The sequence below is a fragment of the Bradyrhizobium sp. SPXBL-02 genome (assembly GCF_051853065.1).
Lineage (GTDB): Bacteria > Pseudomonadota > Alphaproteobacteria > Rhizobiales > Xanthobacteraceae > Bradyrhizobium.
Map to the genome: position 1 here is coordinate 4,104,049 of NZ_CP182474.1, position 24,401 is coordinate 4,128,449.

The window sequence follows — 24,401 nt, forward strand, 5'->3', positions numbered from 1 at the left end:
CTGTCGGTATCGGGCTTCTCAGGAACGCGGGCTCGACCTTGAGTTCCGCTTGTCCCTGCTTCGCGTAAATGTGCCCGCAAGTCCAATAAATTAATCCAAGGGCGCGCGATAAACCCTTGTTATCGCGTCGCATAACAGCTCGGCGCGCCTTGCGTAATTGCCAGCCTCTTGGCCCTTGACGCAAAGCTCGCGGCTCGCAAGATGCGCGCGTTCTTTCCCGCACCTCGGAGCTCGTTCTCGTCCATGTCGCTGTCCCCCGAAGCCCGCAAGACCCTCGCCGGCATCACCACCGCCACCATCACCACGGTCCTGCTGAAGAAGGGCCTGCGCAATGTGTGGATGCGCGGCGCGCGTCCGCTGCGCCCCGGTTTGCCGCGGCTGGTGGGACCGGCCTTCACGCTGCGCTTCGTGCCGGCGCGCGAGGATCTGGCGACGCCGGAATCCTGGTCGTCGCCGATCTCGACCCGCACCGCGATCGAGGCGATGCCGGAAGGCTGCATCGCCGTGGTCGATGCCATGGGCATCACCGACGCCGGCATCTTCGGCGACATTCTCTGCGCCCGCATGGTCAAGCGCGGCGTCACCGCGCTCGTCACCGACGGCGTGGTGCGCGACGTCGAGGGCGTACTCGGCACCAATTTGCCGGTGTGGTGCGACGGCTATGCAGCGCCACCTTCGGTTGCGGGCCTGACCTTCGTCGGCTGGGGCGAGCCGATCGGCTGCGGCGGCGTTGCCGTTTTCCCGAACGACATCGTGGTCGCCGACCAGGACGGCTGCGTGCTGATCCCGCAGGCGATGCTCGAACACGTCCTCAATGAGGGCGTCGAGCAGGAGCGGATGGAAGCCTGGATCGTGAATGAGGTGAACAACGGCGCGGTGCTGCCCGGCCTCTATCCCATGAACGCCGAAACCAAGGCGCGCTACGCCGCCAGCAAGAAGTAACGGACAAGGAAACGAGGACCCTCATGGACATCACGCTCGCCGGCACGCGGCCGACCCGCCGCGCGCCCAAGGAAAACTTCACCGGCACCGTGTGGCAGGACCCCATCAACATGGCCCCGGCGCCTGCGCGGCTGAACGTCTCGCGCGTCGCATTCGAGCCGGGCGCACGCACCAACTGGCACCACCATCCGCTCGGGCAGACGCTCTACGTCATCTCGGGCGTCGGCCGCGTTCAGACCAAGGGCGGCCCGGTCCAGGAAATCCGTCCCGGCGACACCGTCTGGATTCCGCCGGGTGAAGTGCACTGGCACGGTGCCTCGCCGACCAACGGCATGTGCCACATTGCCATGCAGGAAGCGCTCGACGGCGTCTATTCGACCTGGCTGGAGCCGGTCACGGACGCGGAGTACGGCGCGGCTATCGGCTGACGCTCTCGTGTCCCGGACAAGACGCATCGCGCAAGGTGATGCGTCGCCGAGCCGGGACCCAGAGTCTTCCAGCGACTGAGATGCTGGGTCCCGGCTCAGCGGCGCAGCGTTACACGCTGCACCGCGTCCGGGACACGGCACCTACATGCGCTCCGCCGTCCAGGTGCCCGTGCACATCGCGCCGCGCCAGGTGCCCGAGCCGGACGCGCCGCTGAGCCGGCCGAAGCCGACGGCACGCTTGATGCCGGTGCTCAAGGTGACGTTGATGCTGCCGGCCGCGGCAACGCGGCCCGACGCTGTCACTGCGCCATTGCTCGATGCGATCTGACCGTTGTTGATCCCGATCGCGACCGTCGCGCCGTTGCCGCAAGCCTGGCTCGATGAGACAATGCGGACATTCCATGCGCCGTCGAAGCTGCTCGTCGCAGCGCCTGCCTGTGTGAGCGGGAAGACGATGGCGACAATGGTAGCGAGAAGGCCCTTGCGAAATCCCGTCATGACACGCCCCTGCGATTGATGATGCGGGGATCGTGACATCGACGAGGAACCGGCGATGTGAGGGCTGTCACGCGAGCAGCAGGCTCTGTGAGATAGCGCACGTCGCCGCGGACAAAGCAAAGGGGCCCGGATCGCGGGCCCCTTTTTTGGTCAGCGCGCCGGAGCCGAACTCAGTTCACCCGCGTCCAGGTCTGGCCGCCGCAGAACATGCCGCCGAAGGCGCAGCCCTGAACGCGTAGCCGGTCGGTGCCCTTCATGGCAATCGTCGAATCGTAGGTCGAGCCCGAGTTGGGATCGAGGATGCGGCCGGACCATTTCTGGTCCTTGCCGGGCTTCATGTTGATCAGCACCTGCTCGCCGTTCTGGTTCGACTTGCTGTCGACCGAATAGCCGCAGAGGTTGGTGCCGCATTGCTCGATGCGGACCTTGCCTTCCTTCTCCTCGGTAAGCCACATGCCGACCGGCGAATTGAGGTCGCGCGTCGGCGCAGCCGCCGGAGCAGGGGGCGCGACGGCAGCCTGAACGGGAGCGGGGGCAGGCGCCGCGGCGGGCGGCGGAGGCGGCGCCGGCGGAGCGGCAGCCACGGTCGGGGCGGGCGGCGGGGCCACGGCGGGCGCGGCCTGCTGCTCGGCCGGAGCAGGGGCCGGAGGCGGGACAGGCGGCGGCGCAACGGCGGTTTGGGCCGGCGTGGTGGCGGCGGTCGTGGCCGGCGGGGGAGCCGGCGGGGCAGGAGGCGGTGCGACGGCGGCAGAAGCGGGCGCCTGTACGGCTGCGGGCGGCGCAGCAGGAGCGGGAGCTGGTGCCGGAGCAGCCGGCGCTTGCGGGTCGACCGTGGCCTGCTGCGGCGCCGTCTCGTTCTTCTTGGCCTTCTTGGGCTTGCTCTGGCCGGTGTTGTCGTAGACGCCGGGGATCTGCACCGTGCCGCGATCGGGATCGATGCGGATGGTGTGCCCGCCATATTCGAACGTGTACTGTGCCTGCGCGGCGGTGCTCGCCAAAAGGAATGCGGCCGTGGCCAACAGCTTCCTCATTTCCGTCTCCTGAACAGGTGGTCCCGCACCGACGCTTACGCGCCGGCTCGCTTGCAAAAAGTGATCTAGATCACTGTCGTTGCTGTGAGTCGTCTTCCGGCGGTTCCGGGTTCAATAGGCCCGGAGCGGGTCCAAAGTTTGGCCGGGCAAGCGACAGGAGGACGCGCCTAATCGAACCAGGCCGCGTAGATCTTCTTGTAGGTGCCGTCTTCCATCGCAATGTGCAGCCACTGGTCGACGAAGGCCTTGAGCGCCATGTCGCGCTGGATCCAATAGGCCTTCTCCGAAAAATCGAACGGCTTTTCCGGATGCACCGCGCAGAGCACGCCGGCGTGCTGCTTCTGCTGGTAGCGTGTCTCGGAGGCGTCCGTCATCATCAGATCGGCATTGCCCTTGGCGATCTCGTCGAAGATCACGGTATTGTCTGGGAAGACGGTGATCTCGGCCTCCTTGATGTTGGCGCGGGCGAAGCGTTCGTTGGTGCCGCCGGGATTGACGATGATGCGGGTGCCCTTCTTGTCGATGTCGGGCAGCGTCTGGTACTTGCCGACATCGGCGCAGCGCGCGATCGGCGTCTTGCCCTCGCGCATGATCGGTGTGGAGAAGAGGCCTTTCTTCTGGCGATCGAGCGTCACCGACACGCCGCCCATGGCGATGTCGAACTGGTCGGATTCGAAATCCTTCATCAGCTTCGGCCAGGCCGTCGGCACGAATTCGACCTTGACCCCGAGCGCCTTACCGAGCGCTTCCGCCATGTCGACGTCGAAGCCGGAGAAACGCTGCGTGGTCTTGTCCAGATAGGTGAACGGCTTGTAGTCGCCGGTCATGCCGACGCGCAAGCTGCCGCGCTTGACGATCTCGTCGAGACGCGAGGGCGCCTGCTGCGCTTGGGCCGAAAGGCTCGCCAGCAACATCACGGCCAAGGCCGCCAAGACTCGAACGGATATTCGGACCATCATCTCTTTTCCACCCCTGCGCGAGCTGTCATTGTACAGCCGTTCGGACGTGGATTTAGACCAGATGCCCGTCGCTGGCGAGGCAGAAATCGAAGGGAATCCTTGAGGTGACGATTTCGATGTACGAGGTCTCCGTCGGCCTGTTCGTGCCCAATTTGCGCAACCTGTCGGCACTGCTCGACAAGGGCGTCGCTTATGCCCAGGCCCGCAAGTTCGATCCGGCGATTCTGCTCGGCATGCGCCTTGCGCCCAACATGTACGATCTGGCGCAGCAGGTCGGCGAGGCCTGCCGCCATGCCACGGTCGCGCCGGCTCTGCTGGCGCAGTGCGAGCCGGTGGCGCTGCCGGCGCTGGAGCACGACATGGCCGGGCTGCAGGCGCGCATCGCAACGTCGATCGAGTTCATCGAGAGCCTGCCGCGCGCGGAGATCGATGCGGCGGCGGAACGGAATGTCTTTTTCAGATTGAAGAACGGCACCGAGCTGCCCTTCACCGGGCGGGCGCTGCTGCTGACGTTCAGCGTCCCGCAATTCTTCTTCCACGTCACCACGGCCTATGACCTTTTGCGGCACGCCGGCGTTGAGCTGGTGAAGAAGGATTATCTGGGGCGTAATGCGAAGCTTTTTTGAGTTCTTCCACTATCCCGCTCGCCTGCTTGCCGACGTTCCTCCACGAGGCCACTCATCATTGGTGCTTTACCTCGCCCGTTGGTTTTGCATCGTTGCTGTTATTTTTTCGGGCTCGCCGCGAGGCGATGCGCCATTTTCTCAAGAAGGGGCAAGGAGGTGGCGACAAACTCTACGATGTGTTGGACGCTGTCATCCGGTATGATTTCGCCCAAGGGATGATGCGTCCTCTGGCGGAGGGTATTGCCCTGTTCGCTGAGCATGACGCCTGCACGGGTTTCACGGAGATCATCTCCGAGCCGATGATGCTAACGGGTACATTGTTCGCCCGCGGACTGGCGGTGCGTAGCGAGCCTGTGTGGGGAAAACTCCCTCTCGTGCTTTCCGGAGCGCGGCTCACAACATCTCAGATCAGGCGTAAGGCTGACCTCCTGATGCAGCCATTTTCGACCGCCGACGGCGGATATTTGCCTGGTTACCTGCTCATCAAGAACTTGTGGCTACAGAACTCCCTGCAATTGAACTGTAGCCACTTCGCGGACACCGACTTCTATCTTCAGTTCGTGCGTTCCTACTTTTATGATGATTGGGTGCTTGTAGCTCGACTGCTAGATCGAGATTGGCACGGAGTTGGTGCGCTTGGACCGATTTCGGAGCAGATCCAATTGAGGCTGATCTCATTTGCGACAGACGGACGACGGCAACAACAGGCTGAAGAGTTTGAGCGCCGCGGCTTGGCAGGTAAGCAACTGATAAGGTGCAGTGCTTCACTTGGGGATCTTCAGTTCCACTATGATGAATTTGACGATACGTCGACGGAGGCGGCGAAGGGGCGAGAAATGCTCCAAACCCTATACGGAGAGCTCTTCAACGACTGGCCCGAGGACGAAATGGAGCGAGCTCTGGTCAGGATGGACCTTGAGACCCTGCAATTCTGGTCGACAATCAATCTGGGCCACGTGAGCGTCGATGGCGAAGTCGTGGAGCGCCGGCTCAATTTTCAAGAGAATGGGAGGCGGCTGTTCAGCACGAAAGCGCCGGAGCAGCTTGAGGATGGGTGGAAGGGCCAGCTCGAAGTTGATCTGATGGTTGATACGGCCGAGTACGGTATGTTTGGCTTTGTAAGCTCGGGAGGCGACTTGCTCGATTCCTGGCAGCTTAGCAGTACGGAGGTTCCGGATCGACTGCGTACTTCGCGTGTACACGCCAAATCCAGAGCGCACCTTATGCAGTCATCGCAAGCCATGCTTGCACGGGCGATGGAAGACGAGCGGCTTACAATTGAGCGAACTCATGCGTACCGCGAACTCGAACGATTAGTGGAAGGAATATATGGGGAGCGTGGGCTACCTTGTGTGTCGGATGCTAAGAGTGCTCAGGTTCGCAAACTCATGGCCGTTGACGGGTTTCTGCCCCTGCTAGGTGGAGATTTGCGTTTGTTAGCCGATGCCGCTGCCGCGAGTCTCTGTGTATCCGTCGATTGCAAGCTCGAAGCTGTCTCGTCGTTTCACAGGTGGACTAGGGACGATCCGTTGGAGGCCGTCTCTCATATCGCGTCAGCGCTTGGAGACTGGGACATCCCAAGTTTCGCCATAGAGGACCGAGCCATATTTGGAAGCCTCATTTGACGTCCCCGTGGTCGGGTGCCGTCCCGAAGGGGCTTTCGGCAACGAGGCGACTGTGCGCATTGCAGATGGATCACGTGCGCCCACGTTATCTCAGGAGCGCTCCTCACAAGAGGCAAATGCTTAAGGTCTTCTAGGTGCAGCTACGCTTCGCCCTTGCGCTCGTAGTCGGCAAGCGAGCTGCGGCCGGCGATCTCGCTGCGCAGCTCTTCGAAGCGCCGCTGCGCCTCGTCTTCCTGGGTGTCGACGAAACGCACCGCGGCCTCGCTTGTCATGGGACCGCTGACCACGGGCGCGGACTGCTCGCCGATGGTCTCGTGGACGTAGTACTGCCCGTCATCGCCGCGATGGACCGTCCACTTCAGACGGATCGCGACCATGGGCCCCGGACCGACCTTGCTGTAGCCGTCGGCATCGGTGTGCTCCGGCACCAGCGGCTGCTCTTCGACCACGGGATGCTCGTCGATCACCGGATGCTCGTCCACGATCGGCGGCTCGTCAGAGGCGACGTGCTCACGCTCTCCGGCGACCACGATTTCGGTCTCGGTCTGGCGAATGACGAGAACGGGCTCGGGGTTCTCCAGAATGCTGGCGATGGTCGCCAACGCGTGGTCGGTCGGGTCGATCTCTGACAAGGGTCCATCCTCCAGCTCGCCGCGCCGGCCAGTCTGTCCCACCGCCGCCGCGTTTCAAGCCCATTACGCGCGTTTGATTAAGGCTGAGTTGGGGCTCGATCTGCACCAAAATGGGACGCTTTCTGGCGTTCCGAAGGCGGGCGGATGAGCCGCCCGCCATCGCGACGTCAGCCCAGCACATCCTGGTTGATGACGTTCTGCCTGATAGGATCGCCGTCCAGCACGCTCAGGATATTGCGCGCGGTCTGCTCGCTCATGCGGCTCACCGCTTCGACCGTGACGCCGGCGACGTGCGGGGCCATGATGACGTTGGGCAACGCGAACAGCGCGTTGCTGACCGGCGGCGGCTCCACCTCGAACACGTCGATTCCGGCGCCGGCGAGCTTTCCGGATTTCAGTGCGTCATAGAGCGCCTTTTCCTTCACGATGCCGCCGCGCGCGGTATTGATGAGGTAGGATCTATGCTTCATGCGGCCGATCCTGTCGGCATCGAACAGGCCGACGGTCTCCGGCGTCTTCGGGCAGTGGATGGTGACGAAATCGGCGTGTGGCAGTGCGGCGTCGAGGTCGGTGACCGGCTCGCATGCGGCGGCCTTGATGTCGGCGGCTGCCTTGTAGGGATCGTAGACCTGCACCTTCATCTCGAACGCCAGGCAGCGCTTGGCGGTGCGGCTGCCGATGCGGCCGAAGCCGATGATCAGCACGGTCTTGCCGTAGAGGTCGAACGGCAGCATGCCGAGGCGATCAGCCCAGGTGCCCTCCTTGACGCAGGAATGCAGCTCCTGTGCGCGCTTGGCCAGCGTCAGCATCATGAACAGCGCCGCCTCCGCAACCGAGGGCGAGTTGGCGCTGCCGGCGACCATCAGCGGCACCTTGCGGCGGGAGAGGGCGGGCACGTCGACGGCGTCGTAGCCGACGCCGATGCGGGTCACCACCTTCATGTCGCGGGCGGCCTCGAGCTCGGTCTCGCCGAAGGCGGTGGCGCCGAGTGCCACGCCATGAACCGGCGCATGGCTCTTTAGCAAGGCCTCGAAATCCCTCGCCGAGATCAGGTTCGGAAACTCGATGAGCTCGATATCATCCCGCTGGGTGAGGAGGGCACGTGCCCCTTGCGATAAGGTTTGTGTAACGAAAATCTTCTTCTTGTTGGTCGCCATCGCCCCCTGCCTGCGCTTTTTGAGGCGGCGTCACAGCACGACGCCGGTCTCCTCATTTAGCAGGTGCATGTTGTTGAGGTCCATCGCCAGGCGCATGGGTGCCCCGTCCTTGGCGCCGGCATTGGGATCGACACGGCCGCAGACCGGCGTGCCGTCGAGCCCGAAATAGACCAGCGTCTCCATGCCCATCGGTTCGGTAACGTCGAGCACGGTGTCGAAGGTCTCGACCCCTGGGCCCAGATGCGCGTGCGACTCCGTGAGATGCTCGGGCCGGATGCCGAGCAGCAGCTTGTCGGTGCGCGGCAGTGCGTTGTAGCGCGCGGCGCGGGCCGGCGGCAGCGCGAAGGCGATGCGGTCGGTGAGGCGCAGCTGAAGCGTGCCGGCGACATCCTCGAGCCGGCACGGAATGAAGTTCATCGCGGGCGAGCCGATGAAGCCCGCCACGAAGCGCGTCGCCGGCTTGTGATAGAGCTCGTTCGGCGTGCCGATCTGCTCGATCTTGCCCTTGTTCATGACGACGACGCGATCGGCCAGCGTCATCGCCTCGACCTGGTCGTGGGTGACGTAGACCGTGGTGGTGCGCACCTTCTGGTGCACCTTCTTGATCTCGATCCGCATCTGAACGCGCAGCTTGGCGTCGAGGTTGGACAGCGGCTCGTCGAACAGGAAGACCTTGGGATTGCGCACGATGGCGCGGCCCATGGCGACGCGCTGGCGCTGGCCGCCGGAGAGCTGCTTCGGCTTGCGGTCGATCAGGTCGGTGATGTCGAGAAGCCGGGCGGCTTCGGTCACCCGGGCCTTGATCTCGGCCTTGGGGTAGTGCTTGAGGCGCAGCCCGAAAGACATGTTCTCGGCGACCGTCATGTGCGGATACAGCGCGTAGTTCTGGAATACCATGGCGATGTCGCGGTCCTTCGGCGGCACGTCATTGACGACGTCGCCGCCGATCATGATGTCGCCATCGCTGATGTCCTCGAGGCCCGCGATCATGCGCAGCGTGGTCGACTTGCCGCAGCCGGAGGGGCCGACCAGCACGATGAACTCATGGTCGGCGATGTCGAGGTCGATGCCGCGCACGGCTTCGACATCGTCGTAACGCTTGACAACCTTCCGCAAAGCAACGTCAGCCATCGAACTTCAGCTCCTCGTCATCAACCCTTTGTCGCGCCGGCGGTCAGGCCGGCAATGTAGTAGTCCATCAGGAATGCGTAGATGATCAGCGGCGGCGCGGCGCCGAGCAGCGCGCCGGTCATGATCTGTCCCCAGTTGAAGACGTCGCCCTTGATCAGGGTGGTGGTGATGCCCACCGGCAGCACGAGCTGGTCGACCGACGTCGTGAACACCAGGGGATAGAGGAACTGCGCCCAGGACACCGTGAAGGCGAAGATGGTCGCGGCGATCAGCCCGGGCAGCGCCACCGGGATAAAGATCCGTGTCAGCGTCTGCAGCCAGGAGGCGCCGTCGATCAGCGCGGCTTCATCGAGCTCCTTCGGGATCGAGGCGAAATAGCCGATCATGATCCAGGTGCAGAACGGCACCGTCAGGGTCGGATAGATGAACAGCAGCACGTACCATCTGTTGAGCAGCGTGATGCCGGTGTAGTCCTGGACCAACGCCAGCATCTTGAACAGCGGGATGAACAACAGGCTGTCCGGGATGAGGTAGGTGAGGAAGACGCCGGTTGCCAGCGTCGTCGAGCCCCAGAACTTCATGCGTGCCAGCGCGAATGCCGCGGGAACGCTGATCAGCATGGTCACGAGGACGACGGCGAGCGAGACGATCGACGAATTCCAGAAGAAGCGCAGGAACTGGTTGGAGGTCAGGAGCTCGACATAGTTCGACAAGGTGGGGTGAAACACCCACCAGGGATTGGTCGCCGCCGATATCTCCGCGCTGCTCTTGAGCGAGGTGATCAGCATGTAGATCGGCGGCGTCAGGAAGAAGATCGCGAACAGCACCAGGAAGAAATAGGACCAGCGCAGCGCCCAGGCGCGGTCCCGGCTCATGCTGCCATACTTGACCTTGCGCGACGGTCCGGCCTTGTCGATTGCAAGCGTGCTCATCAGGCTTCATTCCCGCGTTTGGAGACATCGCGCAGGATGAAAATCGCTGCGATGGCGAGGATCGGCACCATGAACAGCGAGACGCTGGCGCCGAGCGGAATGTCGCTGCCTTCGATGCCGACCTTGAAGGCCCAGGTGGCGAAGATATGCGTCTGGTCGAGCGGGCCGCCCGAGGTCAGGATGCGAACGATGTCGAAATTGGCGAAGGTCACGATCAGCGAGAACAGCGCCGTGATCGCGATGATGTTCCGCATCATCGGCAGCGTGATGTACCAGATCTTCTGCCACCAATTGGCGCCGTCGATCGCCGCGGCCTCGTAGAGCTGGTCCGGCACCGATTTCAGCGCGGCCAGATACATGATCATGAAGAACGGCGCGCCGTACCAGATGTTGACGAGGATGACGGAAAAGCGCGCCCACACATTGTCGCCGAGCCAGTTGATCGGGCCGATGCCGAAGAACGAGAGCGTGTAGTTGAAGGCGCTGTAGGAGGGGTCGAACAGCCACAGCCAGGCCAGCGTGCTCATCGCCGGCGGGATCACCCAGGGCACCAGCAGCATGCCGCGCCATTTCCGCTGCCCCTTGGCCGGAATGTTGTGCACGAAATGGGCGACGATGAATCCGATCAGCGCCTTGAAGAACACGGCCGTGACGGCAAAGATGCAGGATTGCTTCACCACCATCCAGAAGGTGTCGCGCTTGAACAGGAACAGGAAGTTGCCGAAACCGACGAACTTCTGCATCGACTTGTTCAGCGTCGCGAGATGGACGGAGTAGACGGCGGGATAGAGCACCAGAAGCGCTATCAGCAGGATCAGCGGCAGCGTCAGGAAGAACGCGACCGTCGATTTTCGTCCCAGGACATTGCGAAGGCTGGCCGGCTTGCGCGCGCGCGCCGCACGGACCGCTTGACCTTGCTCAACGACGACATCGGCCATGGCGTAGCTTTCTCGGAAATTGTCGACTGGCGAAGCCGGCCCGGTCGGCCGGCTTCCTCGATTGGCGGCACGCGATGCGTGGCGGCTCACGCCTCGAGCGTGAACCGCCTGGCACACGCCCGGCATCAACTCCGCATGAAGCCCTCGCACTCGCCTTCGGCCCAGGCGAGCGTGGCCTCCATCTTTTCGCCCTGCGCATAGCGCAGCGCCATCTTGGTCAACGTCGCCTGGAAGTAGATCTGCTGCGCGATCTTGGGCGGCGCCGGAGACGCCGCGATCGACAGCGTCTGATGATTGTTGGGATTCGGATAGTGATACAGCGTCCCCTTCGGCGGCGCTTCCTCGGCCCAGGTCTTCAGCGTCGTCATGTTGGCGTAGGCGGGCAGATCGTAGCCGCCGCTCGCCGCGACAAATTTTTCGATCGAGGACGGCTGCGACAGGTAGGTGAGGAGGCTCTTGGCCGCTTCCTTGTTCTTGCTGAAGCTCCAGAGACCCCAGAAGTACGGCAGGTAGGGTGCGAAGCGGCCCTTGGGCCCGGACGGCATGCCGTGGGTCCAGCACTGCTCGGCGATCTGCGGCGCGTCGCGCCTGGCGACCGCCCAGGCGCTCGGCGGATTCAGGATCATCGCGCCGCGGCCCGAGATCAGCCATTTGTTGTTGGAGGCATCGTCCCAGGACGGAGCGTCCGGCGGCAGGAAGGCGATCAGCTTCTTGTAATATTCGAGCGCCTGACGAACGGCATCGGTCTTCACCGTGACGTCGCCCTTGGCGTTGACGAGCTCGGCACCGAACGACTGGAAGATCGCGCCTGCCGTGTCGACGCTGTCGGTGGTTTCGCCGAGGCCGATCCCGAACGGCACGCCGCCCTTGTGGCAGGCCTCGGCCGCCTTCAGGAAGGTCTCCAACGTCCAATTGTCCGCCTTTGCGGGGGCGCCGGCGGGGTACAATTCCTGCACGTCGATGCCGGCATGCTTCTTCATCAGATCGATGCGTGAGCAGGGCCCCTTGATCTGGCTTCCCGGGATTGCGGGAACGGCGAGCCACTTGCCGCCGGCCTGGCCGAGATATTTGACGGTGCCGTTGACCTCGCCGTTCTGCTTGATGAGCGGCTCCATGACGTCGTTCACCGGCTCTAGATTTTCAGAGTAGGCGTGCGGCCACCAGGTCGGCATCTGCAGGATGTCGTGGCCGGATTTCGCCTGTGCCTCGGCAGCGACCGTGAGCTGGATCTTGTTGTTGTTGCTGGTGATGTAGTCGATCGAGACGTCGACCTTCTCCTTTTCGCCCCATGCTTTGACCATGGCGGTGGAGGCGTCGTTGGCATTCGGCACCCAATGGTCCCAGAAGCCGATCGATAGCTTGCCGGCGGCGTAAGCGCCCCGGACATAGGGCGCCGAGATCAGCGCCGCGGAGGACATTGCAGTGGCAGCCACAAATTGACGTCGCGTCAGTGTCTTGCGTGACATCTCGTTTCCTCGCTTGGGTGTTGTTGTTGGAGTTTCCTCTGAGACTTCTTTCTTGAGTTCTTGTTGCTCGATTTTCTTGTTGGTGCCGTCGGCAGGCGTGAGGCAATTCACGCAGGTCGCGGCAAATTGGTAGCGCGATCAGATCATGATTGATCGCATCTGTCGAGAAAGCCGATGGCTTCGCGTCTAAAACTAATGGTGTGCCCGGAAACGTCGCAATGCGTGGCGAGCGACGCGGCTGCAGGCGCGGCGCACGGTGTTTTTTTTGCGACGCACACTTCGCGCCAAACGGTCTCAAACGCTGTCGTGCGCATTTACGCCGCAGTTTGGATAAACGCTTCGCGTGAAAGACTTTTCGGGCGTGGACAGCAATCGGCCGCGTCTGGACCTCGAAGCGGCGGAAACGATAGAGTTGCGCCTGGCGGCTGACTCCCGCTGATAGACGAGATTGATGATGGAGATGAGAATGATCAAACCGGCGCCACTCGCGCGGCTTCACCTGCGGCGATGCCTGGCGCTGGGGTCCGTGCTCGCGCTGTTGCTCGGGGCAGCAGCGGTGGCGAATGCTCAAGGTCTCGTCAAGGGCGTTCAGGAAGGCGCGGCGGCCGGAAACAAGGCGGCAGGTCCGGTCGGCGGCGTGCTCGGTGGCGCCATCGGCGGCGTGGTCGGCGTGTTCACCGGCGTGCTCGGCGTCGGCAACAATAGCAATCAGGCGCCGCCGCCCAAGGAGGCCGGCAAGGACACGGCCAAGGATTCCAAGCAGCCGGGCGGGGCCAAGGACAAGGACGCCAAGAGCGCCAAGGGCAAGGGCGCCAAGGCGAGCAAGGAGGCGAAGAACGCGCCGCAGGACAACAAGGGCAAGGACAACAAGGAAGTCACGGTTCTGACTCAGCCCGGCGCGCCGCAGCTGACCGCCGAGCAGATCGTCGCCAACAGCGATTCCTACATCGAGCGGATCAAGAGCCAGCTGAACCTCACGCCGGATCAGGAAAAGCACTGGTACGGATTCTCGAGCGCGATGCACTACCTCGGGCATAATGGCGCAGAGCGGCTCAACCTGCGGATTGCGCGCGCCAAGCGCGATCCGCCCGACGACATCATCGAGCAGATGCGCAACGAGGCCCAGTTCCTGATCGATCGCGCCGCCGATCAGCGCAACGTCGCCGACGCCGCCGAGCCGCTCTTTTCGAGCCTCGACGACAAGCAGAAGCAGGTGTTCATCCAGGAGATGGTGCACCTCAGCCACGAGCGTGGGCTGGATTGATCAAGTTGAATCGGTTCGGGCGCGTCTGAATTAACGGCGCCCGCCACGAATTCGTGTATCCACAGCGCAATTCGGTTATGCTTAGCTTCGCAAGGCTGATTGCGGGGTTGATATGGCGGACGGACTCTCCGTTTTCCTGGTCGAAGACGAGGCGTTGATCCGGATGATGATCGCCGACATGGTGGAGGAGCTCGGCCACCACGTCGTTGCGGAGGCAGACAATGTGCGCGACGCCAGCGCCTTTGCCATGACCGCGCAGTACGATCTGGCCATCCTCGACATCAATCTGATGGGCGTCTATGTCGATCCCGTCGCCGACCTGATCGAACGTCGCGGAAAGCCGTTTCTGTTCGCCACAGGCTACGGTCCGGAGCTACTGCCGTCCTTGCTTCGGCGCAGGCCGATCCTGCGCAAGCCGATCGCGATGGATCAGCTCAAGGCAATGATCGATTCCATGTTTCCCGAGCCGTCAGCCAAAATCCCGAGCTGACCGATCGCGCCTTTGGCGCATGGCCGGAGAGGGGCTCAACCGGCAGGGGTGCGGCCGTTCCTCAGCACCCTGGCAATGGTGTGAGCCGTCATGGCCGCGCGGTCCGAAGCGCGCTGGGCAGCCAGCTGGTCGCGGGCCTTTTCCTCGATCAGGAGCTCGATGAGCGCCAGCCGCTTGTCTTCGCTGTCCGCTTCGCGCAACAGGCGGTGATAGCGATGATAGTCGAAACCCGGATCCTGCTTACGCATGTCACGCCCCCGCAACTACGCCACACACGGGGAGATTGTTTCTCATCGGGAACACGCAGGCAAGCACGAACCTGCGTGGAACCGCCGGTAGGCTGAATCAGCTGTGCATGACGCGAACTCGCCGGGCGGAGGTCGCCCTCAGCCGGGATTGTGCTCGGCAAACATCGTCAGGCCGAGGAAGCTCGCATCGGGCTTGATCACGAGCCTGGTCGGGATATTGCGCAAATAGTCCTGAAACCGTCCCTTGGCTTCAAAGCGCGCCCGGAACGCGGAGGCGGCGAGGAACTCGCGGAAGCGCGGCACGATTCCGCCGGCAATATAGACGCCGCCGCGGGCGCCGAAAGTCACCGCGAGATTGCCGGCGACCGAGCCGAGGACGGCGCAAAACATCTCCAGCGTCGCGCGGCTGACCGGACAGCTGTTCTCCAGCGCAGCCTTGGTGATCGCGGCGGCATCGCGATGCGGCACCTGAACGCCGTCAATCTCGGCCAGCGCCTCGTAGAGGTTCTGCAGCCCGGAACCCGAGAGGGCGCCGCGCTCGATGGAGACATGGCCGAGGCGCCGGCGCAAGCAGGCGATCACGCGCTCCTCGCGCTCGTTCTCGGCCGGCAGGGTCGCATGTCCGGCCTCAGTGACGACGGCCAGTCGCGAACCATGGCGGTCGACCAGGCAGGAGACACCAAATCCGGTTCCGGGCCCCACGACCAGCAACGGCTCTCCGGGCAAGCCGTCGCCGCCGCCGAGCGGGACCAGGTCGGAAGACTCCAAGGCGGGCAGGGACCAGGCCACCACCTCGAAATCGTTCAGCACATGGACGCTGTCGAAGCCGAGCGCGCCCTGCAGCTCGTTGCCGTCGATGACCCAGGGGCTGTTGGTCATGACGCAGCGATTGTTGGTGACGGGACCTGCCACGGCCAGCACCGCGCGATGGGGCTGCTCGCCGTTCGACCGGCGCGCCAGCACGTCCGCGATGGCTTCGCGGACGGTCGGGAAATCCGCGACCTTGACATAGTCGATCGGTCCGGTCTGACCGCTCGGGCTCAGCGCGAAGCGCGCATTGGTGCCGCCGATATCGGCGAGAAGAATTTTTCCGGTCTTGCCGATATTCATGGCCTCATCGCCGCCACGACCTTCAGGCCCTGGCAGCCCTGTCCTCCGCTCCTTCGACCCGATCCGCCTGGCGCGGGCGGTGCGAGAATCTGCCCTTGGGTGCGCCTAGTCAACACGGACGAGGTCAAACCGTTGCATCGTGGCGGCTTGCACTGACCAATTCGCGCAGCTGCCGCGCGCGCCAGTGGTTGCGAAGCAGCGCGGGAAGGCCGACACTGAGCTGGCTCGCCCGGTGCCCTCGCGCCCGGCAGATCGAATGGGACGGCGATGAAGATTTCCGACCGCGACGTGCTGCTGGTGATCGACGTACAGAACGACTTCTGCACCGGTGGGGCGCTCGCCGTTCCCGGTGGCGAGAAGGTCGTCCCCGCCATCAACAGGATCGCCCAAAAATTCGCCAATGTGGTGCTGACGCAGGACTGGCATCCGAGCGACCACGCCTCGTTCGCGCCGAACCATGCCGGCAAGCAGCCGTTCCAGACCATCGAGCTCGACTACGGACCGCAGGTGCTCTGGCCGACGCATTGCGTGCAGGGCACGGCCGGCGCGGAATTTCATCGCGATCTCGACGTGACGCGGGCGAGCCTCGTCGTGCGCAAGGGCTTTCGCCGCGGCATCGATTCCTATTCGGCGTTGTTCGAGAACGACCATCGGACACCGACCGGGCTGCTGGGTTATTTGCGCGAACGCGAGCTGAAGACCGTCTTTGTCGCCGGCCTGGCGCTGGACTTCTGCGTCCGCTTCTCGGCGGAAGATGCGCGCAAGGCGGGCCTGGAGGTCGCCGTCATCGAGGATGCCTGTCGCGGTATCGATCTCGACGGCTCGGTCGCGGCGACCCATCGGAGTTTTCGGGACCTCGGCATTGCTGTCGTGAGCCTCGAGGCGTTTTTGTGAGGATGTCGAGGTAGCCATGGTGGACAAGACCGCCAAACCGCCACGCGGGCCAGGGCAGGCCCCCGATGATCCGCGGCTCTGGCCGTTTGCCGCGGCGCAGTTCGCCATGGATGCCTGCTTCTGGTGGCTGGAGCGGGCACCCGAGAAACAGGGTGACAGCAGCCTGCCATGGACGACGCCGAGCCGCGTTGCGCTGGAGCTCGCAACGATGCGCTTGCGCGATTGCTCGCAGACCCGGTCCGGCCAGCCGGCGCTGGTCTGCGCGCCCTATGCGCTGCACCGGGCCCTGATCGCCGATTTCGCCCCAGGACACAGCGTGGTGCAGTCGCTGCAGAATGGCGGCATCGACCGGGTCTATCTCACCGACTGGCGGTCGGCGACACCGGACATGCGCTATCTCTCGATCGACAGCTATCTCGGCGACCTCAACGTCGCTATCGACGAGATCGGCGCGCCGGTCGATCTCGTCGGACTGTGCCAGGGTGGATGGCTGTCGCTGCTCTATGCCGCGCGCTTTCCAGCCAAGGTGCGGCGGCTGGTTCTCGTCGGTGCTCCCGTGGACCTGTCGATCGAGTCCTCGCTGTCCCGGCTCGCCCGTAACGCACCCGAGCTCTTCTATGACCAGCTCGTCGCGCGCGGCGGCGGCAATGTCAGCGGCGAGGAGATGCTGCGCTTCTGGTCCAAAGCGCCTGACCACGACGCTATCGTGGCGGCATTGCAGCGGGAACTCTCGGACGAGCAGGGCACTGAGCTGCTGGCGCGGTTCGACCATTGGAACGCCGAGACGCTCAACCTGCCGGGCACTTATTATCTCGAGATCGTCAACGCGATTTTCCGGAAGAACCGGATCGCTGAGGGCAGTTTCGTCGCGCTCGGCCGCCCGATCGACCTGAAGGACGTCAGGGCGCCGATCTTCCTGCTCGCCGGGCTCGACGACGATGTGGTGCCGGCGACGCAAGCGCTCGCCACGGCCGGCCTCGTCGGCACGCCACCAGCCTTCATCGCGGCAGCGTCCGAGCCCAGCAACCATCTCGGCCTGTTCATGGGCGCGCGCACCCATGCGCACGCCTGGCCCCGGATCGCCGGGTGGCTGCGCAGCGATCTGCCCGGCGTGCTGGCCCGCAGCGCCTGAGCTCGCGGGCATAGGACCGGCCGAGGCGCAAATCCGTTATGCATGATGCCGGATGGCCTGCACGGGGCCAGATCGATGGGCTACATATGACCGGAGCTGACGGCGGCGGCCGCCGGCAAGAAGGGTACTGCGCTCGATGACTTTCCACTCGATTTACGTCCATGGATTTGCGCGTGTGGCGGCCTGCGTGACCACCTCCCACGTCGCCGATCCCACGGCCAACGCGAAAGCCGTCCTGGCGGCGGCCAATGCCTGCCATGAGCAGTCGGTCGCGGTTGCCGTGTTTCCCGAGCTATGCCTGTCCGGTTATGCCATCGAGGACCTGGTGAAGCAGGATCCGCTGCTCGATGCGGTCGAGCGCGGGCTCGCAGGGATCGTTGAGGCCTCCGCGGGGCTGATGACGGTCCTGATCGTCGGGGCGCCGCTGCGCTTTGGCAATCGCATCTACAACTGCGCCGTCGTCATTCATCGCGGCAACGTCCTCGGCGTCGTGCCGAAATCTTACTTGCCGACCTATCGCGAGTTCTACGAGGGACGGCATTTCGCCTCCGGTGCCGGCATCGCCGGCGAGACCATCGCCTTTGGCGGCATGCACGCGCCGTTCGGCGTGGATCTCCTGTTCGCGGCCGAGGACGTTCCAGGCCTCACCATCGGCGTCGAGATCTGCGAGGACATGTGGATCCCGGTGACGCCGGCCTCGGAGCTCGCGCTTGCGGGCGCGAGCGTGCTGATCAACCTCTCGGGCAGTCCGATCACGATCGGCCGGGCGCGCTCGCGCGCGCTGCTGTGCCAATCGACCTCGGCGCGCTGCCTCGCAGCTTACGTCTATTCCGCAGCCGGGGCCGGGGAATCCACCACCGATCTCGCCTGGGACGGCCAGACCTCGATCTACGAGAACGGCGTGCTGCTGGCTGAGGGCGAGCGGTTCCGCCAGGGCGGCCAGATCACGCTGGCCGACGTCGATCTCGACCTGCTCAGGCAGGAACGCGCGCTGATGGGAACGTTCGACGACAACAGGCGGCAGCGCGAGGCATTTTTCCGCAAGGTGACATTTGCCCTGAAGCCGCCGGCGGCTGATATCGGCTTCCTGCGCAAGGTCGAGCGCTTTCCGTTCGTGCCGAGCGATGAGAGCCTGCTCGAGCAGGACTGCTACGAGGCCTACAACATCCAGGTCGCCGGGCTGGTGCAGCGCATGCGCGCCACCGGCACCAAGCGCGTCGTGATCGGCGTGTCGGGCGGCCTCGATTCCACCCATGCCCTGATCGTCGCCGCCAAGGCGGTCGACCTGCTCGGTCTGCCGCGTGAGAACATCCTGGCCTACACCATGCCGGGCTTTGCGACCGGCAGCGAGAGCAAGACCAACGCGCTCGCGCTGATGAAGGCGCTGCAGACGAGCTGGCAGGAGCTCGACATCCGCACCACGGCGACGCAGATGCTGAAGGATATCGGCCATCCCTTCGGCAAGGGCGAGAAGGTCTACGACGTCACCTTCGAGAACGTGCAGGCGGGCCTGCGCACGGACTATCTGTTCCGGCTCGCCAACCATCACGGCGGCATCGTGATCGGGACCGGCGATCTCTCCGAGCTTGCGCTCGGCTGGTGCACCTATGGTGTCGGCGACCAGATGGCGCACTACAACGTCAACGCCGGCGTGCCGAAGACGCTGATCCAGCATCTGATCCGCTGGGTGATCTCCTCGAAACAATTCAGCGACGACGTCAACCGGACGCTCGGATCGATCCTGGCGGCCGAAATCTCGCCCGAGCTCGTGCCGGTCGAGGCCGGCCAGAAGCCGCAGAGCACGGAAGCGTCCGTCGGACCTTACGAGCTGCAGGATTTCAACCTGTTCTATACGCTGCGCTTCGGCATGCGGCCGTCCAAGATCGCCTTCATAGCGCTCCAGGCGTGGAAGGACGTTGCGAAGGGGGAATGGCCGCCGGCATTCCCGAGCGACCGGCGCAAGGCCTATGATCTGCCGGAGATCCGCCGCTGGCTGGACGTGTTCCTGCGCCGTTTCTTCGCCTTCAGCCAGTTCAAGCGCTCGGCCATGCCGAACGGACCGAAGGTCTCGGCCGGCGGCTCGCTGTCGCCACGCGGCGACTGGCGCGCGCCCTCGGATTCGAGCGCGGCGGCATGGCTCGAGGATCTCGAGCGGAACGTACCGAACTGATCGGAGCAGCGGATCGGGTGGGGATGATCGGATGTCGGCTGGCGATGAGGCGGAAGCGGGTGAGGAGGCCAGGGTCGTCAACGGCCTCTACATCTTCGACATCGAGATGCGGGACGGCAAGCGTGGGCAGGCCAGGGGCGTGGTCATGCTCTGCGACGGCCGCATCATGGGCGGCGACAGCTACTTCTACTACACCGGCAGCTACACCTTCCGTAACGGCAAGTGGCGGGGCGACATGATCGTCAACCAGCACACCGAGGCGGTCGGCAGGACGCTCGCATTCGGCGGCCGGGAGGTCACCTGCGGCTTTTCCGGCGTCTATTTTCCCGGGGGGGCGGAAGTCGAAGGCATGGCGCTGGTCGGCAAAACCACGGTGACATTCACGGCGCGACTGACGCTGAAGGATGCGATGTGATGGCGACTTGATTGGTTCACTTCCACGACTGCGTTCCTGCTCAGGAACCTTCGCACGGACAGAACGTTCGCGTTTGTCGTTGCGAATTGTCGAGGAGAGGGACCATGCGTCAACATTTGATGTTATCGACTGCGGCCGTCGGACTCATGCTTGCGTCCGGCCTTGCCTACGCCCAGGCGCCGGCTGAGCGCAGGGACGAACCAAGACGGACCGAGGAACCGGCCAAGGGCGCTGCGCCGCAGCGCGGCGGAGCCCAGGAACGTGTTCAGGAGCGCGCGCAGGGCGCTCAAGAACGACTGCAGGGCGCGGGCCGCGAAGAGAAGGGCGGCGCTGCCAAGCAGGAGGCGAACGACGACAAGCGCCAGCCGGCCAGTTCTGCCGAGCGCAATCAGCCGAAGGGGAAGGATCAGGCACAAGAATCTCGCGAACCTTCGCGTGATCGCAACCGGGAGGCGGAGAGCACCAAGCCGGGACGCGACAGCAAGAGCAGCGCCGATACCAGGCAGGACAAGTCTGCGCCGCAGAAATCAACCGCAGAGTCCGAGAAATCCAAGACGGGGCCGGCGGGCGCGGCTGGCCAGCAGAACGAGCGGGCGGGAGCAACGGCCAACCAGAACGAGCGCAACCAGAGCCAGCCGCCGCGCAATGCCGCCGAGCAACAGCCGCCGGCACAACAGAACAACCGGCCGGCCACCGCGACGGATACCAGCCGCACGGCTCCGACCAACAATGCACAGACCGCGCCCGGCTCCACGGGCACGCAAACCAATCAGGCCAACCAGACCACGCAGACCAACACGCAGGTCAATCAGCAGGCCCAGATGACGACCGAGAGGCAGGTGCGGATCTCCGAAACCGTGAGCCGCGCGCGCCTCGCGCAGCCGGAGCGCAATCTGAACATCTCGATCCGGGTCGGCGAGACCATTCCCTCGCGCGTGCGTCTCCATCGGCTTCCGCCCGAGATCATCTCGATCGAGCCGCAATATCGGGACTACGAGTACTTTGCCACGGAGGACGACGTCGTCATCGTGGAGCCGCGCACCCATCGCATCGTCAGCCAGGTGCCGCGCGATCCGTCGCGCGCCCGCGCGCAGATGGGCGGCAGCGCGTCGTCGAGCATGGCGGCAGCCGGCGGAAGCAATGTGAACTGCCAGATCATGCGGCGTGATGCCTCGGGCAATGTCGCCCAGGCGGAACCTTCGACCGTTGGCTCGACCGCGCGCACGGATTCCCTGAGCGTGACGGTTCAGATGCCCGGCGGCGGCACGTCCGCGCCGATTGCGCTCGGCACTGCCGCGGGGAATATCGTGGTCGCGACGCAAGGGCAGGGCGACTGCACGGTGACGATCGAGCCGCAGACGCGCTAAGCGCCGAAACAAAAGAGGCGCTGAAACGACAACGCGCCGCCCGGATGCCCCACCGGACGGCGCGTTGCTGCGTTCAATCTAAAAAGTTTCGAGGTCCGGAGTGCCTAGGAGTCCGGACCTCGTCACCTTGCCCCAGCCTTCAATCCCCCGCCCCATGTGGTCCCCCAACCCCATGTAGCGCGATCAGAGGGTGATGCCTGTGGAAGTGGCCGCCGATCGATGTCCCGCGATGTACGCGAAGGTCGGCTAGGATTCCATTCCGGATCACTACGGACACGATAGCGCTTGCCATGTGCCCGTTCGGCATCTCTCGCAGCGATCGCCGCTGCCTCACTCGCCAACGCGCGCGGGCAGGAGATGTCCACATCTCGTCCGCGCTGCCGAAGACGGATTTCACCGGCCTGTCATTGAACTGGTCTAGCGCTGCTCTCCGTCATCGCTGACGACGAAGGAGCATGCCATGTCGAAGCCGGTGCTGGGCGCCGCATTGTCCATCAAATCGATCCCTGCGCATCGCGACTGGCTTCTCGAAAAGCAGCGCGATCTGGAAATCCAGGACTTCTTCCGCGCCGATCTGCTCGATAGCGACTGGCGCGCAACCGCCGGCGAGATCAAGCAGATGCTTTCCGGTCACACCGGCCGGCTCGGCATCCACGGCCCGTTCTGGGGCTTCAAGATCGACAGCCACGATCCGATGATCCGCCAGGCCGTGACCAAGCGTCTGCTCCAGGGGCTGGAGGCCGCCGAGTTCCTCGGCGCCACGCAGATGGTGATCCACTCGCCGTTCACGACCTGGGACCACAACAATCTCGATCTCTATCCGGACAACCGCGCCAATATCGTCGAGCGCGTCAAGGCGACGCTGGCCGAGGTGATCGCGCGTGCCGAGACGATCGGCTGCGAGATCGTCATCGAGAACATCGAGGACAAGGACCCGCGCGACCGCGTGCGGCTCGCCAAGGCTCTGGAAAGCAGCAAGGTCCGGGTCTCGCTCGACACCGGACACGCCAACTATGCCCACATCTCCACCGGCGCGCCGCCAGTCGATTATTACGTCGAGACCGCCGGCGACATGCTGACGCATGTGCACCTGCAGGACACCGACGGCTTTGCCGACCGGCACTGGGCGCCGGGCGAAGGCAACATTCCCTGGGTCGCCGTGTTCCGCGCACTTGGCCGGCTGACTTCAAATCCACGGCTGATCCTCGAACTCCGCAATCACGACGACGTCCGCAAGGGCGCGGCGCATCTCGCCGCGCTCGGTCTCGCCGAATAACAGATATCACCAAAGGGCAGGGGTCCTCCTCATGAGCAAGCTCACCCGTCGCACCATCCTGAAGTCCGGCGGCGCCGCCGCAAGCACCTTGCTGCTGCCGCGCTTTGCGATCGCGCAAGCAGACAACCGTCCATCAGTGACGATCGCGGTGCAGAAGGTCACCAATGCGAACGTGCTCGACGTGCTGCGCGAGCAGTCCAATGTCGGCGAGCGCGTGTTCTTCTCCTCGATCTGGGAAGGCCTGATCTCGAAGAACTGGCGCGGCAGCCTCGAAGCAGTGCCAGGCCTTGCCACCGAATGGCGCCGCATCGACGACCAGACGGTCGAGGTGAAGCTGCGCCAGGGCGTCAAGTTCCACAACGGCGACGAGTTGACGGCGGAAGACGTTGTGTTCACCTTCAGCCGCGAGCGCATGTTCGGCGAGACCGAGGCCAAGAACCGCTCCACCATCAAGGCGTTCGAGAAGATCCCGACGCCGCGCCCGGGCAAGGAGTTGCCGCCGGACGTCCCCGCGGTCGCCCGCCGCATCTGGCCGGACCTGGTGCGCGTCGATGCCGTCGACAAGTACACGGTGCGCTTCTACAACGCGACGCCCGACGTCACCATCGAGGGCCGGCTGTCGCGCTACGGCTCGGACATTATGAACCGCCGCGCCTGGGAAGAGGCGGCGAGCTATCTCGACTGGGCCCGCAAGCCGGTGACGACCGGCCCCTACAAGGTCGTGGAGCTCAAGCCCGACGTCTCGCTGACGCTCGAAGCCCATGATGAGTATTGGGGCGGCCGGCCGCCGCTCAAGCGCATCCGCTTCCTCGAAGTGCCCGAAGTCGCCAGCCGCATCAACGGCCTCTTGTCGGGCGAATATCAGTTCGCCTGCGACATCCCGCCGGACCAGATCGCCGGCATCGAGAAGAATTCCTCCTTCGAAGTGCAGGGCGGCACGATTCAGAATCACCGCCTCACCGTGTTCGACAAGAACCATGCCGTGCTCGCCAATCCACTCGTCAGGCGCGCCTTCACCCATGCGATCGACCGCCAGGCGATTGTCGACAGCCTGTGGGCCGGCCGCACCCGCGTGCCGAAGGGCCTGCAATGGGAATTCTACGGCGACATGTTCAACGCCGACTGGAGCGTGCCGGCCTATGATCCCAAGCTGGCGCAGGATCTGCTCAAGCAGGCCAATTACAAGGGCGACCCGATCCCGTACCGCCTGCTCAACAATTACTACACCAACCAGGTCGCCACCGCGCAGATCCTGGTCGAGATGTGGAAGTCGGTCGGCCTCAATGTGCAGATCGAGACCAAGGAGAACTGGTCGCAGATCATGGAGCGCGCGCCGACCCGCGCCGTGCGCGACTGGTCGAACTCGGCCGCGTTCAACGATCCGGTGTCGTCGCTGGTCGCCCAGCACGGCCCGAACGGCCAGCAGCAGCAGATCGGCGAATGGACCAACGCCGAGCTGAATACGCTCTCCGAATTCCTGGAGACCTCGACCGACCGCGCGGCGCGCAAGAAGGCGTTCCGCCGCATGCTGGAGATCGCCGAGCGCGAAGATCCCGCCTACACGGTGCTGCACCAGAACGCGACCTTCACGGCCAAGCCGAAATCGATCAAGTGGAAGGCGGCGCCCGCCTTCGCGATGGATTTCCGCGCCGGCAATTTCGAGGTCTGAA

At 64.2% G+C, this 24,401-nt stretch carries 24 protein-coding genes; 13 read left to right on the forward strand and 11 right to left on the reverse strand.

Annotated elements, in window-relative coordinates; translation table 11 throughout:
- Window positions 1-243 precede the first annotated feature (243 nt).
- Together ACNJYD_RS19090 and ACNJYD_RS19095 are read left to right on the forward strand one after the other, a co-directional pair.
- On the forward strand, window positions 244-942 hold the full coding sequence (locus ACNJYD_RS19090) for a ribonuclease activity regulator RraA (protein ID WP_028136365.1): 699 nt from the start codon (window positions 244-246) through the stop codon (window positions 940-942).
- Between the two features lie 23 nt (window positions 943-965).
- Window positions 966-1,370, forward strand: a complete 405-nt coding sequence (locus ACNJYD_RS19095) for a (R)-mandelonitrile lyase (RefSeq protein ID WP_212257108.1) — start codon at window positions 966-968, stop codon at window positions 1,368-1,370.
- A 141-nt stretch (window positions 1,371-1,511) separates the two neighbouring features.
- Here the strand turns inward: ACNJYD_RS19095 and ACNJYD_RS19100 are convergent, their stop codons facing one another.
- The 3 genes from ACNJYD_RS19100 to ACNJYD_RS19110 all read right to left on the reverse strand — a co-directional run bounded on the left by ACNJYD_RS19100 (window position 1,512) and on the right by ACNJYD_RS19110 (window position 3,858).
- Window positions 1,512-1,868 carry a hypothetical protein gene (locus tag ACNJYD_RS19100; protein WP_212257107.1) on the reverse strand — a complete coding sequence of 119 codons (357 nt, stop codon included), beginning with the start codon at window positions 1,866-1,868 and terminating at the stop codon, window positions 1,512-1,514.
- Window positions 1,869-2,038: 170 nt separating this feature from the next.
- Window positions 2,039-2,899, reverse strand: a complete 861-nt coding sequence (locus ACNJYD_RS19105) for a DUF2147 domain-containing protein (protein WP_439367409.1) — start codon at window positions 2,897-2,899, stop codon at window positions 2,039-2,041.
- Window positions 2,900-3,066: 167 nt separating this feature from the next.
- Window positions 3,067-3,858: a transporter substrate-binding domain-containing protein gene (locus tag ACNJYD_RS19110; RefSeq protein WP_172789615.1), complete on the reverse strand. Its 792-nt coding sequence runs from the start codon at window positions 3,856-3,858 to the stop codon at window positions 3,067-3,069.
- Between the two features lie 116 nt (window positions 3,859-3,974).
- Between ACNJYD_RS19110 and ACNJYD_RS19115 the strand changes: the two genes are divergently transcribed.
- Both ACNJYD_RS19115 and ACNJYD_RS19120 read left to right on the forward strand, forming a co-directional pair.
- Window positions 3,975-4,484 carry a DUF1993 domain-containing protein gene (locus ACNJYD_RS19115; RefSeq protein WP_439367495.1) on the forward strand — a complete coding sequence of 170 codons (510 nt, stop codon included), beginning with the start codon at window positions 3,975-3,977 and terminating at the stop codon, window positions 4,482-4,484.
- A complete protein-coding gene (locus tag ACNJYD_RS19120) occupies window positions 4,481-6,109 on the forward strand; it encodes a hypothetical protein (RefSeq protein ID WP_439363002.1) in 1,629 nt (542 codons plus the stop codon). The genes ACNJYD_RS19115 and ACNJYD_RS19120 overlap by 4 nt, the downstream gene beginning before the upstream one ends.
- A gap of 140 nt (window positions 6,110-6,249) precedes the next feature.
- Here the strand turns inward: ACNJYD_RS19120 and ACNJYD_RS19125 are convergent, their stop codons facing one another.
- The 6 genes from ACNJYD_RS19125 to ACNJYD_RS19150 all read right to left on the reverse strand — a co-directional run bounded on the left by ACNJYD_RS19125 (window position 6,250) and on the right by ACNJYD_RS19150 (window position 12,365).
- A complete protein-coding gene (locus ACNJYD_RS19125) occupies window positions 6,250-6,741 on the reverse strand; it encodes a hypothetical protein (RefSeq protein ID WP_212257105.1) in 492 nt (163 codons plus the stop codon).
- Between the two features lie 167 nt (window positions 6,742-6,908).
- Window positions 6,909-7,898, reverse strand: coding sequence for a hydroxyacid dehydrogenase (locus tag ACNJYD_RS19130; RefSeq protein ID WP_212257104.1), 990 nt, complete (start codon window positions 7,896-7,898; stop codon window positions 6,909-6,911).
- A 30-nt stretch (window positions 7,899-7,928) separates the two neighbouring features.
- The gene (locus ACNJYD_RS19135) at window positions 7,929-9,029 is read right to left on the reverse strand and encodes an ABC transporter ATP-binding protein (protein ID WP_212257103.1); all 1,101 of its coding nucleotides are present in this window, start codon (window positions 9,027-9,029) and stop codon (window positions 7,929-7,931) included.
- Window positions 9,030-9,049: 20 nt separating this feature from the next.
- On the reverse strand, window positions 9,050-9,961 hold the full coding sequence (locus ACNJYD_RS19140; RefSeq protein WP_061881679.1) for a carbohydrate ABC transporter permease: 912 nt from the start codon (window positions 9,959-9,961) through the stop codon (window positions 9,050-9,052).
- Complete coding sequence (locus ACNJYD_RS19145; RefSeq protein WP_172789619.1) at window positions 9,961-10,899, reverse strand: carbohydrate ABC transporter permease; 939 nt, start codon at window positions 10,897-10,899, stop codon at window positions 9,961-9,963. The genes ACNJYD_RS19140 and ACNJYD_RS19145 overlap by 1 nt, the downstream gene beginning before the upstream one ends.
- 125 nt (window positions 10,900-11,024) lie before the next feature.
- Entirely contained in the window at window positions 11,025-12,365 is a 1,341-nt protein-coding gene (locus ACNJYD_RS19150) for an ABC transporter substrate-binding protein (RefSeq protein WP_172789620.1), read from the reverse strand.
- A gap of 466 nt (window positions 12,366-12,831) precedes the next feature.
- On the opposite strand from ACNJYD_RS19150, the gene ACNJYD_RS19155 reads away from it, so the two are divergent.
- Both ACNJYD_RS19155 and ACNJYD_RS19160 read left to right on the forward strand, forming a co-directional pair.
- Entirely contained in the window at window positions 12,832-13,629 is a 798-nt protein-coding gene (locus ACNJYD_RS19155; RefSeq protein WP_439363003.1) for a Spy/CpxP family protein refolding chaperone, read from the forward strand.
- Between the two features lie 112 nt (window positions 13,630-13,741).
- On the forward strand, window positions 13,742-14,119 hold the full coding sequence (locus ACNJYD_RS19160; RefSeq protein ID WP_172789622.1) for a response regulator: 378 nt from the start codon (window positions 13,742-13,744) through the stop codon (window positions 14,117-14,119).
- Window positions 14,120-14,154: 35 nt separating this feature from the next.
- On the opposite strand, the gene ACNJYD_RS19165 is transcribed toward ACNJYD_RS19160, so the two are convergent.
- Together ACNJYD_RS19165 and glk are read right to left on the reverse strand one after the other, a co-directional pair.
- Complete coding sequence (locus ACNJYD_RS19165; RefSeq protein WP_172789623.1) at window positions 14,155-14,367, reverse strand: hypothetical protein; 213 nt, start codon at window positions 14,365-14,367, stop codon at window positions 14,155-14,157.
- A gap of 138 nt (window positions 14,368-14,505) precedes the next feature.
- Window positions 14,506-15,477, reverse strand: coding sequence for a glucokinase (gene glk, locus ACNJYD_RS19170; RefSeq protein ID WP_439363004.1), 972 nt, complete (start codon window positions 15,475-15,477; stop codon window positions 14,506-14,508).
- A gap of 267 nt (window positions 15,478-15,744) precedes the next feature.
- Between glk and pncA the strand changes: the two genes are divergently transcribed.
- The 7 genes from pncA to ACNJYD_RS19205 all read left to right on the forward strand — a co-directional run bounded on the left by pncA (window position 15,745) and on the right by ACNJYD_RS19205 (window position 24,400).
- On the forward strand, window positions 15,745-16,371 hold the full coding sequence (gene pncA / locus ACNJYD_RS19175) for a bifunctional nicotinamidase/pyrazinamidase (RefSeq protein ID WP_172789625.1): 627 nt from the start codon (window positions 15,745-15,747) through the stop codon (window positions 16,369-16,371).
- Between the two features lie 16 nt (window positions 16,372-16,387).
- Window positions 16,388-17,503: an alpha/beta fold hydrolase gene (locus tag ACNJYD_RS19180; protein WP_439363005.1), complete on the forward strand. Its 1,116-nt coding sequence runs from the start codon at window positions 16,388-16,390 to the stop codon at window positions 17,501-17,503.
- Window positions 17,504-17,639: 136 nt separating this feature from the next.
- Window positions 17,640-19,673, forward strand: a complete 2,034-nt coding sequence (locus tag ACNJYD_RS19185; RefSeq protein ID WP_439363006.1) for an NAD(+) synthase — start codon at window positions 17,640-17,642, stop codon at window positions 19,671-19,673.
- Window positions 19,674-19,704: 31 nt separating this feature from the next.
- Window positions 19,705-20,088 (forward strand): GrlR family regulatory protein, encoded by a 384-nt coding sequence (locus ACNJYD_RS19190; protein ID WP_212257097.1) that lies wholly within the window; start codon window positions 19,705-19,707, stop codon window positions 20,086-20,088.
- Between the two features lie 104 nt (window positions 20,089-20,192).
- Window positions 20,193-21,455 carry a DUF1236 domain-containing protein gene (locus ACNJYD_RS19195; protein ID WP_212257096.1) on the forward strand — a complete coding sequence of 421 codons (1,263 nt, stop codon included), beginning with the start codon at window positions 20,193-20,195 and terminating at the stop codon, window positions 21,453-21,455.
- Window positions 21,456-21,915: 460 nt separating this feature from the next.
- Window positions 21,916-22,731, forward strand: a complete 816-nt coding sequence (locus tag ACNJYD_RS19200) for a sugar phosphate isomerase/epimerase family protein (protein WP_212257095.1) — start codon at window positions 21,916-21,918, stop codon at window positions 22,729-22,731.
- Between the two features lie 31 nt (window positions 22,732-22,762).
- Window positions 22,763-24,400: an ABC transporter substrate-binding protein gene (locus ACNJYD_RS19205; RefSeq protein ID WP_439363007.1), complete on the forward strand. Its 1,638-nt coding sequence runs from the start codon at window positions 22,763-22,765 to the stop codon at window positions 24,398-24,400.
- The last annotated feature ends 1 nt before the right edge of the window (window position 24,401 follow it).

Excerpts from the sequence above, each read along its gene's own strand:
- ACNJYD_RS19150 (WP_172789620.1), bottom strand. The coding sequence starts at position 12,365 with ATGTCACGCAAGACACTGACGCGACGTCAATTTGTGGCTGCCACTGCA.
- ACNJYD_RS19180 (WP_439363005.1), top strand. The coding sequence starts at position 16,388 with ATGGTGGACAAGACCGCCAAACCGCCACGCGGGCCAGGGCAGGCCCCC.
- ACNJYD_RS19115 (WP_439367495.1), top strand. The coding sequence starts at position 3,975 with ATGTACGAGGTCTCCGTCGGCCTGTTCGTGCCCAATTTGCGCAACCTG.
- ACNJYD_RS19100 (WP_212257107.1), bottom strand. The coding sequence starts at position 1,868 with ATGACGGGATTTCGCAAGGGCCTTCTCGCTACCATTGTCGCCATCGTC.
- glk (WP_439363004.1), bottom strand. The coding sequence starts at position 15,477 with ATGAATATCGGCAAGACCGGAAAAATTCTTCTCGCCGATATCGGCGGC.
- ACNJYD_RS19185 (WP_439363006.1), top strand. The coding sequence starts at position 17,640 with ATGACTTTCCACTCGATTTACGTCCATGGATTTGCGCGTGTGGCGGCC.
- ACNJYD_RS19155 (WP_439363003.1), top strand. The coding sequence starts at position 12,832 with ATGATCAAACCGGCGCCACTCGCGCGGCTTCACCTGCGGCGATGCCTG.
- ACNJYD_RS19145 (WP_172789619.1), bottom strand. The coding sequence starts at position 10,899 with ATGGCCGATGTCGTCGTTGAGCAAGGTCAAGCGGTCCGTGCGGCGCGC.
- ACNJYD_RS19140 (WP_061881679.1), bottom strand. The coding sequence starts at position 9,961 with ATGAGCACGCTTGCAATCGACAAGGCCGGACCGTCGCGCAAGGTCAAG.
- ACNJYD_RS19110 (WP_172789615.1), bottom strand. The coding sequence starts at position 3,858 with ATGATGGTCCGAATATCCGTTCGAGTCTTGGCGGCCTTGGCCGTGATG.
- ACNJYD_RS19200 (WP_212257095.1), top strand. The coding sequence starts at position 21,916 with ATGTCGAAGCCGGTGCTGGGCGCCGCATTGTCCATCAAATCGATCCCT.
- ACNJYD_RS19165 (WP_172789623.1), bottom strand. The coding sequence starts at position 14,367 with ATGCGTAAGCAGGATCCGGGTTTCGACTATCATCGCTATCACCGCCTG.
- ACNJYD_RS19195 (WP_212257096.1), top strand. The coding sequence starts at position 20,193 with ATGCGTCAACATTTGATGTTATCGACTGCGGCCGTCGGACTCATGCTT.
- ACNJYD_RS19090 (WP_028136365.1), top strand. The coding sequence starts at position 244 with ATGTCGCTGTCCCCCGAAGCCCGCAAGACCCTCGCCGGCATCACCACC.
- ACNJYD_RS19105 (WP_439367409.1), bottom strand. The coding sequence starts at position 2,899 with ATGAGGAAGCTGTTGGCCACGGCCGCATTCCTTTTGGCGAGCACCGCC.
- pncA (WP_172789625.1), top strand. The coding sequence starts at position 15,745 with ATGAAGATTTCCGACCGCGACGTGCTGCTGGTGATCGACGTACAGAAC.
- ACNJYD_RS19130 (WP_212257104.1), bottom strand. The coding sequence starts at position 7,898 with ATGGCGACCAACAAGAAGAAGATTTTCGTTACACAAACCTTATCGCAA.
- ACNJYD_RS19095 (WP_212257108.1), top strand. The coding sequence starts at position 966 with ATGGACATCACGCTCGCCGGCACGCGGCCGACCCGCCGCGCGCCCAAG.
- ACNJYD_RS19135 (WP_212257103.1), bottom strand. The coding sequence starts at position 9,029 with ATGGCTGACGTTGCTTTGCGGAAGGTTGTCAAGCGTTACGACGATGTC.
- ACNJYD_RS19190 (WP_212257097.1), top strand. The coding sequence starts at position 19,705 with ATGTCGGCTGGCGATGAGGCGGAAGCGGGTGAGGAGGCCAGGGTCGTC.
- ACNJYD_RS19205 (WP_439363007.1), top strand. The coding sequence starts at position 22,763 with ATGAGCAAGCTCACCCGTCGCACCATCCTGAAGTCCGGCGGCGCCGCC.
- ACNJYD_RS19160 (WP_172789622.1), top strand. The coding sequence starts at position 13,742 with ATGGCGGACGGACTCTCCGTTTTCCTGGTCGAAGACGAGGCGTTGATC.